This window comes from Haloferula sp. (genome assembly GCF_049672945.1).
In the GTDB taxonomy this organism is placed as follows: Bacteria; Verrucomicrobiota; Verrucomicrobiia; order Verrucomicrobiales; family Akkermansiaceae; genus Haloferula.
Map to the genome: position 1 here is coordinate 15,715 of NZ_JBATWY010000191.1, position 13,416 is coordinate 29,130.

At 56.6% G+C, this 13,416-nt stretch carries 13 protein-coding genes and 2 tRNA genes; 4 read left to right on the forward strand and 11 right to left on the reverse strand.

All coding sequences use genetic code 11. The annotated features are described in order from the left end of the window. From WBG04_RS17550 to rpsL, 10 genes are read right to left on the reverse strand one after another with little or no spacing between them, the layout of a single operon-like run. Positions 1-714, reverse strand: a complete 714-nt coding sequence (locus tag WBG04_RS17550; protein ID WP_424316008.1) for a hypothetical protein — start codon at positions 712-714, stop codon at positions 1-3. Between the two features lie 25 nt (positions 715-739). Further along, entirely contained in the window at positions 740-1,009 is a 270-nt protein-coding gene (rpsS, locus tag WBG04_RS17555; protein WP_419530535.1) for a 30S ribosomal protein S19, read from the reverse strand. Between the two features lie 26 nt (positions 1,010-1,035). Further along, entirely contained in the window at positions 1,036-1,875 is an 840-nt protein-coding gene (gene rplB / locus WBG04_RS17560) for a 50S ribosomal protein L2 (protein WP_424316009.1), read from the reverse strand. Positions 1,876-1,913: 38 nt separating this feature from the next. Next, positions 1,914-2,198: a 50S ribosomal protein L23 gene (rplW, locus tag WBG04_RS17565; protein WP_424316010.1), complete on the reverse strand. Its 285-nt coding sequence runs from the start codon at positions 2,196-2,198 to the stop codon at positions 1,914-1,916. A gap of 20 nt (positions 2,199-2,218) precedes the next feature. Beyond that, on the reverse strand, positions 2,219-2,827 hold the full coding sequence (gene rplD / locus WBG04_RS17570) for a 50S ribosomal protein L4 (RefSeq protein WP_424316011.1): 609 nt from the start codon (positions 2,825-2,827) through the stop codon (positions 2,219-2,221). A 35-nt stretch (positions 2,828-2,862) separates the two neighbouring features. Next, positions 2,863-3,507, reverse strand: a complete 645-nt coding sequence (gene rplC, locus WBG04_RS17575) for a 50S ribosomal protein L3 (protein WP_424316012.1) — start codon at positions 3,505-3,507, stop codon at positions 2,863-2,865. Between the two features lie 50 nt (positions 3,508-3,557). Beyond that, a complete protein-coding gene (rpsJ, locus tag WBG04_RS17580; RefSeq protein WP_424316013.1) occupies positions 3,558-3,866 on the reverse strand; it encodes a 30S ribosomal protein S10 in 309 nt (102 codons plus the stop codon). A 46-nt stretch (positions 3,867-3,912) separates the two neighbouring features. After that, positions 3,913-6,054, reverse strand: coding sequence for an elongation factor G (fusA, locus tag WBG04_RS17585; RefSeq protein WP_424316014.1), 2,142 nt, complete (start codon positions 6,052-6,054; stop codon positions 3,913-3,915). A 37-nt stretch (positions 6,055-6,091) separates the two neighbouring features. Beyond that, positions 6,092-6,565 carry a 30S ribosomal protein S7 gene (gene rpsG, locus WBG04_RS17590; protein ID WP_424316015.1) on the reverse strand — a complete coding sequence of 158 codons (474 nt, stop codon included), beginning with the start codon at positions 6,563-6,565 and terminating at the stop codon, positions 6,092-6,094. 25 nt (positions 6,566-6,590) lie between these two features. Continuing rightward, the gene (gene rpsL, locus WBG04_RS17595; protein WP_424316016.1) at positions 6,591-6,983 is read right to left on the reverse strand and encodes a 30S ribosomal protein S12; all 393 of its coding nucleotides are present in this window, start codon (positions 6,981-6,983) and stop codon (positions 6,591-6,593) included. Positions 6,984-7,583: 600 nt separating this feature from the next. Here rpsL and WBG04_RS17600 point away from each other — a divergent pair. The 3 genes from WBG04_RS17600 to WBG04_RS17610 all read left to right on the forward strand — a co-directional run bounded on the left by WBG04_RS17600 (position 7,584) and on the right by WBG04_RS17610 (position 12,183). Next, a complete protein-coding gene (locus WBG04_RS17600; RefSeq protein ID WP_424316017.1) occupies positions 7,584-11,267 on the forward strand; it encodes a hypothetical protein in 3,684 nt (1,227 codons plus the stop codon). A 40-nt stretch (positions 11,268-11,307) separates the two neighbouring features. Further along, complete coding sequence (locus WBG04_RS17605; RefSeq protein ID WP_424316018.1) at positions 11,308-11,997, forward strand: hypothetical protein; 690 nt, start codon at positions 11,308-11,310, stop codon at positions 11,995-11,997. Between the two features lie 111 nt (positions 11,998-12,108). Beyond that, positions 12,109-12,183 (forward strand) — tRNA-Met (locus WBG04_RS17610). 175 nt (positions 12,184-12,358) lie between these two features. Here WBG04_RS17610 and WBG04_RS17615 read toward each other — a convergent pair. Continuing rightward, a tRNA-Arg gene (locus WBG04_RS17615) sits at positions 12,359-12,435 on the reverse strand. A gap of 274 nt (positions 12,436-12,709) precedes the next feature. On the opposite strand from WBG04_RS17615, the gene WBG04_RS17620 reads away from it, so the two are divergent. Further along, the gene (locus tag WBG04_RS17620; RefSeq protein WP_424316020.1) at positions 12,710-13,240 is read left to right on the forward strand and encodes a hypothetical protein; all 531 of its coding nucleotides are present in this window, start codon (positions 12,710-12,712) and stop codon (positions 13,238-13,240) included. Positions 13,241-13,416 lie beyond the last annotated feature (176 nt).

Below are 13,416 nucleotides of genomic sequence, written 5' to 3' on the forward strand. Positions count from 1 at the left end.
TTATTCGGTTTCTAAAATGGCGAGGTCTCCGAGTCTCACGGGGCCTTGATTGGCATCGAGAGTCTCGACAAAAGCACCGGAGATCGAGCGACGGACGTCGGCAATGATCGCGGTACCATAGGATTGGTCGCCCCGGAAGAGGCGGTAGTTGGTTCCGATCCGAGTCCCCTGTTTGTCTCCAATATTGAGGACAAGCAGGCCGCTTTCGGGATCGATGCTCATGACCTTGGCGCGATTCGCGGTGCCGGCTTGAGTTGCGGGGGCGGGCTTCTGGCGCAGTCCGAGGACTTCGTCAAGCTCCCGCATGGCGGTTTCGAGGCGAAGCCGTGAATCCGGATCAGCGGCGACCGCTGTTCTGAGGTATTCGGTGACGACGCCACTGAGTTGCATGGCGCCACTTTCCAGTCGCGCAATGCGCTCGTTGAGGATCTGAATGTCGGCGGTGGCCTGGATCAGGCGTTCATCGCCGCCATTGAGAAGGTCACGTCCGAGCGCTTCAAGGTGACGGCGCACCTGGGCGAGTTGTTCGGAAGCTTCCTTTTCGGCGCGGTTCGCGGATGCGATCCCCTGCTCCAGAGCCTTGTTGCGTCGTTGGAGTTCTCCAATGATGCTTTCGAGCTCGGCATTGTCCACTTGAGCCAGGCACGCACCGGTCCCCAACAGCAGCCCCAGGGCGGCGGTCGTGAAGGATCGGATGATGGTGCGAGAGAACATGGCGGGGATGCGAATAAGCGGGATCCTATTTCTTACCGATGCCTCCGTGAGCACGGAAGATGCGGGTCGGGGAAAACTCACCGAGCTTGTGGCCGACCATGTTTTCCGTGACATACACGGGAACGAAGGTCTTGCCGTTGTGCACCGCGAAGTTCAAACCGACAAAGTCAGGTGTGATCATGGAAGCGCGGCTCCAGGTCTTGATCGGCTTCTTGTCATCGGCCGCAACGGCCTTGTCGATCTTGGCCAGAAGCTTCTGGTCAATGTAGGGGCCTTTCTTAAGGGAACGTGGCATGATTCAGTAATTCTTGGAGGTTTGACTTAGCGCTTCTTCTTACGGCGCTCGATGATGAAGGTGCCGGTTGGCTTCTTCGGCTTGCGGGTCTTCTGTCCCTTCGCATGGCCCCATGGGCTGAGAAGGTGCTGACGACCACCACCGGACTTGGACTTGCCCTCACCACCACCGTTCGGGTGATCGACGGGGTTCATGCACATGCCGCGGACGGTCGGGCGAACGCCCTGCCAGCGTGAACGACCGGCCTTACCGGAAACCTCGTTCATGTGATCGCGGTTTCCGACGGTGCCGATGGTGCAAAGGCAATTGGCATTGAAGCGGCGGATCTCTCCGGACGGCATCTTGACCAGCGCCCACTCGCCTTCCCGGTTGGAGAGGATCGCCTGCTGTCCCGCGGCACGGGCGACCTTGCCGCCGTTTCCTGGGATCAGTTCGATGTTGTGGATCGCGGTTCCAAGCGGCACGTTGCGCAGTTGCATCGCGTTGCCGACCTTGGGAGGTGTGTTGTCACCGGAGATGACGCTTGCTCCAACTTCGAGACCGGCAGGAGCGAGAATGTAGCTCTTCTGTCCGTCCTTGTATTCGAGCAGGGCAATGCGGCAAGTACGGTTCGGATCGTACTCGATTCCGACGACCTTGGCAGGCATGTCGTGCTTGCGGCGCTTGAAGTCGATCAGGCGGTAGTGACGCTTGGCACCACCACCGATGTGACGGGTGGTGATGCGTCCGGTGTTGTTCCGGCCGCCGCTCCTCTTCAGGGGCGAAAGCAGGGACTTCTCCGGAGTCTTCTTGGTGATTTCCTCGAAGGACGGCAGCACTTTGTAGCGCTGTGGTGGTGTCAGGGGTTTGAACTCTTTGAGAGGCATGGCTCGTTAAAGGGTTGCGCGGTTAAGCCGGTGAAAAATTAAACAAGATCGAGGGTTTCACCCGCCTTGAGGCGGACGATGGCCTTCTTCCAATGGGCGGTGCGTCCAGCGTCGGCACGACGTTGGCGCTTCAACTTGCCGGACTGATTGAGAGTCCGGACGGCGACGACCTTCTTTTCGAGCAGTTGCTCGACGGCACGCTTGATTTCGAGCTTGTTGGCCCGTGGGTCGACTTCGAGAACAACGTCGTTGTTCTGCTCGTTGAGCATCGTTGCCTTTTCCGAGACGCGGACGTTTTTGATGACTTTATAGAGATCTTTCATGGCGCTTTCTGCGGAAAGGATTAGGCGGTGCGAGCCGCGAGGGTTTCCAACGAGTCCTCGACGAGGAGCACGGTGTTGGCGTGGAGAAGTTCTTCGACATTGACGCTGTCAGCGGTGCGAAGCTCGGCCCATTGCACATTGCGGCCGGCGAGGTAGGTCTGCTCGTCAAAGCTTTTGGCGATGATCAGCACCTTGCGGGCTTCGGCTTCGGCGGAAACCGTCGAAATGAAGGACTTGGTTTTACCGTCGGCAATCGAGAACGATGGCAGCACCTTGAGCGTGCCGGCTTCGATGATGTCGGCAAGCACGCGGCGCAGCGCAAGGCGGCGGACGGTCTTGGTGACATGCTTCGAGTAGTCGCGGGGACGCGGACCGAAGACCGTGCCACCACCGACAAAGATCGGTGCTCGCTTGTCACCGTGACGAGCACCACCGGTGCCCTTCTGGCGATAGATCTTCTTGTTGTTGCCGCGGACTTCTCCACGGGTCTTGGTGCAGGCGGAACCGGTGCGGCGGTTGGCGCGGTAGGCGGTGACGAGGTCGTGCACGGCCTGGGAGCCCTTGCCCTTGTCGGCGAGGACGATGTTGGCGCTGGCAGCGTCGTCAGTAGTGAAAGTTTTCGCGGACATGGTCGGAAATCGTTTCTAAGTTTTATGAAGGAAGCTTATGCGCTCGGAAGCGGCTTCTTCTTGGCAGGACGGATGGTGATGTAGGATCCCTTGGTTCCTGGGAGGGATCCACGAACGAGAATCACATGATCCTCAGGACGTACGGCGACGACCTTGAGATTCTGGGTGGTGCGGCTGTCGGTTCCCATGTGTCCGGGCATTTGCTGACCCTTCCACACGCGGCCTGGTGTCGAACCAGCACCAATGGCACCTGTTCGGCGGTGCATCATGTGACCGTGGGTCATCTTGAGGCCACCAAATCCATGACGGCGAACCGCACCTTGGAAACCTTTGCCTTTGGTCGTGCCGATCACGTCGATCCACTGACCAGCGGAGAAGATTTCCGCACCGGGATGTTCCGTGGGAAGCTCTTCGCCTTCGGCGAAACGGAATTCCTTCACCCATTGCTTGGGAGCGGAACCGTGCTTCTTGAAGTGACCCAGGAGAGGCTTGGACACACGCTGTTCCTTCTGGTCGTTGTAACCAACTTGAACGGCGTTGTATCCGTCGCTTTCGACGGTCTTCGTCTGGAGAATGGTGTTGCCGCCAACTTCGACGACGGTCACCGGGATCATGGCCTGACTTTCCTCGTCAAACAGACGAGTCATGCCGAGCTTCTTACCGAGTATACCTAGAGACATTGCTTTAAAGGGAATTGAAATTGAGATGTGAGTTATTCTGGTGAGGCAACTCAGATACGGATGGCGATGTCGACACCAGCGGGCAGGTTGAGCTTCTTCAGCTCATCCACCGTGCGGGCAGTTGGATCAACGATGTCCAGCACGCGCTTGTGGGTGCGGATTTCAAACTGTTCGGCCGACTTCTTATTGACGTGCACGGAGCGGTTCACGCTGAACTTTTCAATGCGGGTCGGAAGCGGAATCGGTCCAGCGACCTTGGCACCGGTGCGTTTGGCGGTCTCGACAATCTCCACAGCGGAGCGGTCGATCGCACGATGGTCGAATGCCCGGAGGCGGATGCGGATCTTCTGGTTTTGCATGGCGAAAAAGGTGTTGGCGGTTGGTGAGAGTTGGTGACTGGAGGAATCAGTAATCGTTGATGATTTCTTCGACGATGTTCGGAGGAACCTGCTCGAAATGGGATGGGGTCATCGAATACGAGGCGCGGCCCGATGAGAGTGTGCGGACGGCCGTGGAGTAGCCAAACATCTCCTTGAGAGGGACGGCGGCGTGAACCACGGCGAGCTTTCCCTTGGTTTCGATTTCCCCGATCTGTCCACGACGGCGACTGAGGTCACCCATGACGTCGCCCTGGTAGTCATCCGGAGTGGAAACTTCGACACCCATGATGGGCTCGAGCAAAATGGGATTGGCCTTCTTGAAGCCGTCACGCATCGCGAAGATGGCGGCCATTGTGAAGGCGTTCTCGTTCGAGTCGACTTCGTGAAAGGAACCACCGAGAAGGTCCACATGGACATCAACCACGGGATAACCGGCGACGAATCCGTTGCTCATCGATTGCTCGACTCCCTTGATGACCGAGTTGTGAAACTCCTTGGGAATTTCGCCACCGACGATCTTGTTTTCGACGGAAAGACCCTTGCCCTTTTCGTTCGGCTTCATGTGAAGCTTCACGTGGCCATACTGACCTTTGCCGCCGGACTGCTTGATCAGCTTGCCTTCACCATTGGCTTCACCAGTGATGGTTTCACGGTAGGCGATCTGCGGGGCACCGGTGTTTGCCTCGACTTTAAATTCGCGTCGAATGCGGTCGATGATGATGTCCAGATGGAGCTCACCCATGCCTGAAATGATGGTTTGGCCTGTGTCCTCGTCGGTCTTGACGGCGAAGGTCGGATCCTCTTCGGAAAGTCGCACCAACGCGAGGGCAAGCTTTTCCTGATCGGCTTTGGTCTTCGGCTCAACGGCCATCGAGATGACCGGCTCCGGAAACGTTGGAGGCTCGAGAACGACATCGTGACCGACGGCGGCAAGCGTATCACCGGTCTGGACATTCTTGACACCGACCATGGCGGCGATGTCGCCGGCGTAACAGGCGTCGATGTCGGTATGCTGGTCCGACTGGATGCGGATCAAGCGACCGACTCGCTCACTCTTGCGAGTGCGCGGGTTGTATATCATGTCGCCCTTCTTCACCACTCCTGAGTAGACACGGAAGAAGACGAGTTTACCGACATACTTGTCAGCCCAGAGTTTGAAAGCGAGCGAGCAGAACTTCTCATTGTCGCTGGTATGAACCTCGATCTGATGATCTTCGTCTTCGGGGTCCATGCCAACGGCACAGGGAATGTCGAGCGGGCTCGGGAGGTAATCGACGACGGCATCAAGCAGGAACTGGACACCCTTGTTTTTGAATGCGGAGCCACCGGCTACCGGAATAATCTGGTTGCTGGTGGTGGCGCGGCGCAGGGCGAGTTTGAGATCCCCCTTGCTGATCGGCTCCTCCATCACGAACTTTTCACCGAGCTCTTCGTCAACACTGACAACGGCTTCGAGAAGTTCCTCGTAGGCAAGATCGGCAATCTCCTGCTGCTCGGCGTCGAGATCCTTGATTTCGTAGGTCGAACCAAAAGTGGCGTCGTCGATAAAGTAGACCGCCTTCTTGTTGACCACATCGATCTGACCACGGAGGTCATCCTCCGAACCGATCGGGATCAGGATGCGGACGGCGTTCGCACCGAGCTTCTCCTTGATCTCTTCGAACACGCTGTCGAAGTCGGCGCCGACGCGATCCATCTTGTTGACGAAGACGATGCGCGGAACATTATACTTGGTGGCCTGACGCCAGACCGTCTCTGTCTGAGGTTGGACACCGGCGACACCGCAGAAAACGACGACGGCACCGTCCAGGACGCGCAGTGAGCGTTCAACTTCAGCGGTAAAATCGACGTGACCAGGCGTATCGATGATGTTGATCCGCTGCTTCTCGTCGACGAAAGACTTGGTGATCCCCTCTTCTTCACGCTGCCACCATTCGGTGGTCACGGCGGCGGAGGTGATCGTGATGCCACGCTCGCGTTCCTGCTCCATCCAATCGGTCGTGGCGGCACCATCGTGCACCTCACCGATCTTGTGGATCATCCCGGTATAGAAGAGAATCCGCTCGGTGAGCGTCGTCTTGCCTGCGTCGATGTGCGCGGCAATCCCGATGTTCCTTGTCCGCTCAAGCGGAAAGGCACGGTCAGGACTGTTTGGATTCGCGGACATCGGATGAAGACGGTTCTAAAGAAGACAATCGGGAGACTTAGAAACGGAAGTGGGCGAAGGCGCGGTTGGCCTGGGCCATCTTATGAACGTCGTCCCGCTTGCGAACGGCGCTGCCTTGGTTGTTGGCGGCATCCTTGATTTCGTTGGCGAGGGCAACATGCATTGGAGTTCCTTTGCGGCCGCGGGCGAAACCCACGATCCAGCGCAAAGCGAGTGACTCGGAACGTGCCGGATCGACTTCAAGCGGCACCTGATAGGTGGCGCCACCCACGCGGCGGCTCTTGACTTCAACGCGTGGCTTGGAGTTCTCGATCGCACGAGTCACGACTTCGAGAGGGTCGACGGTATCGACTCCTTCGTTAGCCTTCTCGATGGCGGCATAGACGATTCGCTCCGCGAGGGAACGTTTGCCGTCGTTCATCACCTTGCAGATGAGGTGACCGACGAGAGGGCTGTCGTAACGTGAATCGCGACGATCAGGCTTTTTGAATGTGCGCTTGCGGCGTGACATAATGAAAAGTGTTTGGAGTCAGAAATTACTTCTTCTTGGCATCACCTTCCTTCGGGCGCTTGGCACCGTACTTCGAGCGAGCCTGGCGACGCTTGTCGACGCCGAGAGTATCAAGAGCACCACGAACGATGTGGTAGCGAACCCCTGGAAGATCCTTCACTCGTCCACCGCGAACGAGGACGATGGAGTGTTCCTGGAGGTTGTGACCTTCACCGCCGATGTAGGCGATGACTTCAAAGCCATTGGTCAAGCGGACCTTGGCAACTTTGCGGAGAGCCGAGTTCGGCTTCTTCGGCGTGCGGGTCATCACTTGAAGGCAGACGCCACGACGTTGCGGGCAATTTGCCATCGCCGGTGATTTCGATTTCTCGACCGGGACGTGACGTCCTTTGCGGACGAGCTGGTTAATAGTCGGCATAGATTCCTGCGGGGTTCGGTATTTTTCGCGTGATGAGGCGCACCGAGGACCGGCGAGATTTCCCTCGCAGGAGCCTGTTTTCCGGTGCTGCACCCGATAGTTAGTAAGATTTTCGTAGCAACTTGCCTCTCGATCGAGGCGGCAGGCCGCGCTGTGGGGGCGGCGAACTTAGTCATCGATCCCAAGCTGACAAGTCCTATTTTGGACTTTTTTTTGGTCCTGAAACCCTCTAATTTTCGAGGTATTTCAGGGATCCGTGATAGTTCGCAATCTGGCGAAGCGACCTGACCCAAGCCCTCACCAACTCCAGCTCCTACGATTCGAAATCGGGGAACAGGCCCGCGAACTTGGATTTTAACCAAATCGGCAACAAAACGCTCAAAAAGTCGCGAAACTCGACATCCTCGGTCGCCGGTTTACAGTGTAAACACAAAAAACCATTGCCCCCCCCCAAAAATGGGGATATTAAGGCCCGACAAAGTATGCACAACATATCTCCCTACTTCGATTCCATGAAGCCGTCAGAGGTAGAACCACTCACGCTCTGAGGCTACTGCCAGTTTTTTCCATTCTGCTCCATCCGCCAAAAGCCCACTTCGAATGAAAACCCATAGAATTCGATTCTCTCGACCTACCGGCCAACCGCAAGGTTTCGCCCTCCTCGTCACCATCACCATGATGGTTCTGCTTGCCCTGCTCGCTGTGGGGCTGCTTTCGCTCTCTACGGTGGCGCTGCGCTCCGCTTCGCAGGCGGACGCCATGGCAACCGCTCAAGCAAACGCCCGTATGGCGCTGATGATGGCAATTGGTGAGTTGCAAAAGAATGCAGGCCCCGACCAACGCGTCACCGCACGCGCCGATGTTATTGATGAGAATATCGCCAATCCGCGCCTCGCGGGTGTCTGGGAATCATGGGACATTGATGCGACACAGCCGCCATCAGCGTCTGACTACGAGCCAAGCAAGCGAAACGAGCGCTTTCTCGGATGGTTGACTTCCAGCCTAGGAGGCAAGGCGGCGGATGAGATCGATTTTGCCAACCAAACTCCAACCGATCCTGCGATCCTTTGGGGTGAGGGTTCCCTTGGCGACCAGGCCACCGCCGCGGACATCGTCAGAGCCTCGAAAGTTCCCACCACGTCGGGGTCCGGGGCCTTCGCGTGGGCCGTGATGGACGAGGGCGTCAAGGTTCGGATCAACACTCCCTACAACACGGATTCGAATTCGAAAGGCCAGCAATCCGCCCAATTGGGGGCGGGTCAGCGACCCAATACCTCCGCCATCCCAGGCCTCGATGGGCTCGAACGTGAATTCTTCCAAACTGATTCTTCGGAATATGCCACGATCAAGAAAGGGATCAGCCGCATGTCGATGGAACTCGCGGTGGAGAAACTTGCCAGCGGCACAGGTGATAATTTGAAGCAGCTCACCCACGATGTCACGACCTCTTCCGTCGGTTTGCTCACCAATACCGCAAAAGGAGGACTCAAGGAGGATTTCAGTATGCTGGCCAACAGTGAAGTGCTGCCCGATCCTTACGATAAAGAAAAAGGAGTATATGCCACCTTGCTCGGCATGAATGCCTCCGAGGCACCCTCCGATCCGCGCTGGGAGTCTCTCCACGAATTGTCGCGACTCCATTCGAACACCGAGCTTGTCAGCGCCACGAATGGCGTGCCCGTGTTGCAGGCGACGACTCCCAAAAATTGGGTCGCCTCAAAAGGTTCCCGCTCGACTTCCAATGATCGTGGCATCGTCAACCGCGAACCCCCACCCGGCCTGACCCTCCTTCCGGCAGTCGCCAAGGTTCAAGTGGTCTTCAGTCTCCTGACTCGGGATATCTACCGATATCCAAAGGTAAGCGATTTGACCCCGAAGCCTCGGGGTGCGAGCGCGGCCGAAGAAAATAGGGGTGATGTTAGGATTCACAATCCTTGGGCAGGCAATTTTGCAGGATCAAATTATGACTACCTCCTCCATCTGCTCTACACGCCGGTGGTCACTCTCCACAATCCCTACAACGTCGCTTTGGAGTTCAGCGATCTGAAAGTCGTCTTCGGAAATGTTCCTTTCGGCCTTCAAGTCATCCGCAATGGTGAGGCACAAACGACCGAGCTGGCCGCTCTGGACACCATGTATTCCAAAGGAGAGAGAGGTCAGATCACCAAACGCTTTGGCATGAGCCTCTACACGAACGGCGGGTCAAGCAGCCGCCCACGTGTCGGCGAATCCACATTCAGAATGCTCCCGGGAGAAGTGATCCTCTTCTCCCCTTACCTCGATCCGAACCAAACATGGAATAACCAGGCCGGAAGCGCCGACAGCATTGCCGACTGGGATGCTGCAGGCACAAAGACTCATTCGATCAAAGGGATTCCCGGATGGCGTGGAGACGGCCTCGGATTCGACCTCGATTGGTTTTGTCCGGCCCCAATCCGCGTCAGCAGCGTTGAGCTGGAAGGTCGCAAGAGAATGGACCGTGGAGGCTGTATCGGTGCCAAGGCCGACGATGAGTTCAGCGTGAAGTTTGCTCCTCTTAGCGTTCCTGGTCTGAGCGACAACAAGTTCACCGTGGAGATTTTCGCAAAGACCAGCGGAAGGATTCAGACATCCTCGGCCGTGATCGAACTAGATTACAATTCTCCCACCGGACTTCAGGACACCCTTCTAGGCAACGACGGAAGCCTCACTTTCCCAAAAGATGGCACGATCAATACGATGGAGATGCACTCCCACAGTGAGACGAGGCTCAAGGACAACCTCACCATCAAGCCATTCGCCATCGTCAGCGCCCAAGCCAAGACCACATCTGGCGGACTTGATCCCGGCAGCGAAGAAGGCGAGCTCGCCACCAAACCATGGTGCTTCGGACATGCCAATATTGCCGCCTCCTCAGGCAATATCGTCTCCGAACACCCTGCGAATCACTCACATGAGTTCTCTTTCCAACGGCTTGAAAGCGGGACCGACAACCTGCTCCAATTTGACCCAGGCACTGGCCGGGGAAATTTCATCAGCGGAATCACGGGTGACTACGGCACGAAGTTTGGCGTCCAGTACGACATTCCAATCGCGCCACTCCAGACGCTTGTCGGCTTGAATGCCGCCAACCCAGGAGGGTCTTCCGGTTATCTTCCACGCTTTGCCCAACCCATCGGCAATTCATGGGCCCATCCCATGCTGAACCCATCAGATGTATCAACGAGCGGAAACGAGTATCCCTACCTCGACCACTCGTTCCTTCTCAACCTTGCCCTCTACGACCGGTTCTATTTCTCGGGACTCGCCGCACAAGAAGGTGACTTCGATTCCGGGGCAAGCATGGAGGCTCTGGCTCAGAACTTCGTCGACGGTGAGCCACTGAGCGATCCCCGTTTCAAGTTTTACCATCCCGATGGCAGACTCCCTTCAGAGTTTGTCGACGATGTCATCGGAGAAGACGATGCCCACAAGCAAGTGGCCGCCTGGCAGGTGATGAACGGAGCCTTCAATATCAATTCGACTTCGGTCTCCGCATGGAAAGCGATGCTTGGGTCCATTCATGATACCAACGCCATCTTCAATCAACTCGACAAGGCTGGCGAGTCCTCGGCTTTCGCCGAACTTCCCAAAACAGACGTCAGTGCCAATGAAGCACGAATCAGTCGCTTCCGTCTGCCGGTCAGTGAATCCGAGATCGATGGTGCGGACCCCATTGATGCCTACTGGCTCGGGCCACGGGAATACAGCGATGACGAACTCGAACTCCTCGCCGAAAATATCGTGGAGCAGGTTCGCGAACGTGGCCCCTTCCTTTCGATGGCAGAATTCGTAAATCGCCGTCTCGGTTCCGATGAAACCGCCCAACGCGGAGCCCTGCAACAGGCGATCGACGATTCGAAGCTGAATGAGGATTTCGCCAATCTTGCGAATGCCGGATTCGAAATCGACCAGGCCGAGGTCGCCGACTACCGCTACGAGAACCCTGAAGCAGGGATCGGCTCAAGCTATCAGGGAGCACCCGGATACCTCAGCCAAGCGGATCTCCTTTCCGTGCTTGGCAATGCCGCCACACCTCGTTCCGACACCTTCACGATCCGTGGATACGGCGAAGCTCGTGACGCAGGGGACCGCATCATCGCTTCAGCCACTTGCGAAGCTATCGTGCAGCGCGTTCCGGAATACGTGGACTCACGCGACACAGCCGACGTTCAGCCTGGCGATCTATCAAGCGAAGCCAATAAGAACTTTGGCCGCCGCTTCCTGATTACCTCGTTCCGTTGGCTGGCAGCGAATGAGATTTGAGATCGACCAAAGATTCTCAATTCCTATCCTGCTCCGTCTTATGCGAATTCTCATTTCCCTGCTGATCCTTCTCAGTCCTTCGATCAGTTTTGCTCAGGGCAAGTCTGAGGAGGGTCGCCAAGTTCAATGCCGTTTCCTCTCATTCGGGTCAAACGGCAAGCAATCCGCGCTCAATGCGTCGGCACCGGGAGGGGACAAAATCCCCTGCCCCCTCAGCGCCAGCAGGATCTCCGATCCGATCGTATGCATCGCGCTCGACAACAAGATCAACTTCACCTCCCCGGATGATGCAACGCTGCAGGCAGTGGCAACGATTCCATCCGGAGTCCGTTCTGCCATCCTGATTTTCCTCCCCGCGTCCAAGTCGGCGCCACTTCCATGGAAGGTGATCACGATCAATGACTCGGCCAAAGGCTTTCCTCCAGGTGGGGCCTTGGTTGCCAATTTCCACAAGGGTGACATCCGTTACATCATCGGAGAACACAAGGGAGCTCTTCATCAGGCGGATACCAAAACCTATGCCATGCCCACGAAGCGCGATTCGTTCAATATGGCCCCCGTGATTTTCGAATTTCAGCAGGATGACGATTGGCGGAAGGCCAACGAAAGCGCCCTGCGATTCCTTCCGGGCGTTCGCTACCTCTTTTTTGCCTACACGGACCCCAGATCCAAGCGGCCCCGGATCAAAACCTACAAGGATTTCAGTACGGTATCGGCCTCCAACCCTTGAGGCCCTTGAGACAAAGGGAACGAGGCAGCTGATTTTTCGGTTGTCAGGCACGAATCGGGAAGGTATCCAGCGCCCCCCCGGAAGCCTGAATGACTTCCACATGGAAAAAATGGCAGAGTAGCTCAGGGGTAGAGCAGAGGACTCATAAGCCTTTGGTCGGCGGTTCAAATCCGCCCTCTGCTACCATTTTTCTCTCAAGGCCTCGGGGGTAGTTCATGGGCGGAGGTTTGATCCGGCCGCCTCGCATTCCGGCCTCCCAAATCGACGGTGAGTCGGCTCCGGAGATGATCTGTCCGTATTTGCTGGTCTGAACAGTGCAGCAAAAAGCCCTGCAAACACGGGGTTTGCAGGGCTTTGAAAGTGGTACACCCGAAGGGAGTCGAACCCCTAACCTCCTGATTCGTAGTCAGGCACTCTATCCAATTGAGCTACGGGTGCTCGGTTTTCCACGCCGAACCCGGCGCGGGCCGAAAGAAAGCGGAGATTACCCTCAAGTGTCAAGGATTTCAAGGAGGTAAAAACCCGCGAAATCCTCATGACGCTTTGCAAAGTCGTGTTCCCGGAAATAGGGCAGGCTCCGGCCAACGAGACAGCTGTCTTTCCCGCTTTCAAATCGCGCGAACCTGATCGCTGTCGGTGAATTTTGATTCCCTCTTGTCAGAGACCTTCTACTGACCCATGTTTCATAGGCTTACAACGACTCTGAAAACCCATGAAACAGCTACTCAGTTCAACCATTCTATTCGCCGTCACCACCTCCCTGATGCATGCGGAGGATGTCGCCAAACCATGGTCCTCGGTGACCTTCAGTGTCGCTGAATCGAATGCCGCCGCGACGGTCGCTCTCCAAGGGAGTGACTCGCTGACCAAGGTCAAGCTCGGCATCATCGGCAAGTCGATCGAGATTCCTGAAGTGGAGTTGGAGGGAATTGACAAACCGGTCCTTGACTCGGCACAGCTCTACTTTGGTGAGGACTGGTATGGCGAGTGGAAGGAGGGTGAGAAGCCCACTCCTCACTACATTATTGAGATGAGCTACGGCGAAAAATCAAAGTTCGGCAATTTACCGACGGTGAAGTTCCTCTTCCATAGCGGCAAGTATCAGGAAAGAATCGTGCTGGTTCAGGAGACGGCAAACGTTTGGAAGGAGTTCAGGAAACTTCCAGGGGAGCCAGCGGTGGAGACCGGTACCACCACTCGTCCTGCCTCACCGAGCAAGGATGAAGCTGAGATCAATCGGTGAGCCATTCTTGGCCACCCAAACATTGAGTCCTGCGGTTTTTTGCTCGGCAGATCCCGTCTCAAAGGCGCGGACCAGCTTTACGGACCTTGGCGGACGCCTGTTCGGAGCATCGGGAAAGATGTTGATCCGAATAGGCTTGGCGTGAGCGCTCACGCATCGCTTTATCGACCCAATCC

What these genes read in the sequence shown, in the direction of transcription:
- WBG04_RS17550 (WP_424316008.1), bottom strand. Translation starts at nt 714, where the DNA reads ATGTTCTCTCGCACCATCATCCGATCCTTCACGACCGCCGCCCTGGGG.
- rpsS (WP_419530535.1), bottom strand. Translation starts at nt 1,009, where the DNA reads ATGCCACGTTCCCTTAAGAAAGGCCCCTACATTGACCAGAAGCTTCTG.
- rplB (WP_424316009.1), bottom strand. Translation starts at nt 1,875, where the DNA reads ATGCCTCTCAAAGAGTTCAAACCCCTGACACCACCACAGCGCTACAAA.
- rplW (WP_424316010.1), bottom strand. Translation starts at nt 2,198, where the DNA reads ATGAAAGATCTCTATAAAGTCATCAAAAACGTCCGCGTCTCGGAAAAG.
- rplD (WP_424316011.1), bottom strand. Translation starts at nt 2,827, where the DNA reads ATGTCCGCGAAAACTTTCACTACTGACGACGCTGCCAGCGCCAACATC.
- rplC (WP_424316012.1), bottom strand. Translation starts at nt 3,507, where the DNA reads ATGTCTCTAGGTATACTCGGTAAGAAGCTCGGCATGACTCGTCTGTTT.
- rpsJ (WP_424316013.1), bottom strand. Translation starts at nt 3,866, where the DNA reads ATGCAAAACCAGAAGATCCGCATCCGCCTCCGGGCATTCGACCATCGT.
- fusA (WP_424316014.1), bottom strand. Translation starts at nt 6,054, where the DNA reads ATGTCCGCGAATCCAAACAGTCCTGACCGTGCCTTTCCGCTTGAGCGG.
- rpsG (WP_424316015.1), bottom strand. Translation starts at nt 6,565, where the DNA reads ATGTCACGCCGCAAGCGCACATTCAAAAAGCCTGATCGTCGCGATTCA.
- rpsL (WP_424316016.1), bottom strand. Translation starts at nt 6,983, where the DNA reads ATGCCGACTATTAACCAGCTCGTCCGCAAAGGACGTCACGTCCCGGTC.
- WBG04_RS17600 (WP_424316017.1), top strand. Translation starts at nt 7,584, where the DNA reads ATGAAAACCCATAGAATTCGATTCTCTCGACCTACCGGCCAACCGCAA.
- WBG04_RS17605 (WP_424316018.1), top strand. Translation starts at nt 11,308, where the DNA reads ATGCGAATTCTCATTTCCCTGCTGATCCTTCTCAGTCCTTCGATCAGT.
- WBG04_RS17620 (WP_424316020.1), top strand. Translation starts at nt 12,710, where the DNA reads ATGAAACAGCTACTCAGTTCAACCATTCTATTCGCCGTCACCACCTCC.